General features: G+C 68.0%; 1 protein-coding gene. It reads right to left on the minus strand.

Going from position 1 to position 331, the window contains the following annotated elements:
- Positions 1–331, minus strand: a 331-nt coding sequence (locus ACZ6JE_RS15125; RefSeq protein WP_464319467.1) for an SLAC1 family transporter, incomplete at both ends; no start/stop codon positions are given.

The raw sequence follows: 331 nt of genomic DNA on the forward strand, positions 1-331 counted from the left end.
ACGAGCCCGATGTAGAACACGACCGCCAGTACCTGCAGCGCGACGAGTCCCGTGTGCAGGGCCAGACCGTTCAGGCCTGTCACGCAGGTGCCGACGGGGAAGGTGAACGACCACCAGGTGAGTGAGAACGGGAGCCCCTGGCGCATGGTGCGGAGGGTGATGGCCGATGCCAGTGCCGCCCACATCAGGGCGAAGCCCAGAGTGGGCACACCGTAGACGAGCCCGAAGACGAACAGGGCGTGCGAGGTTCCCTGGTCGACGGCGAGGTGGGCGTTGCCACCGAGCAGGTTGGCCGCGGTGATCGACTGCCCCAGGGGGCCGAGGACGATCC

Source organism: Frigoribacterium sp. AC759 (genome assembly GCF_979256015.1).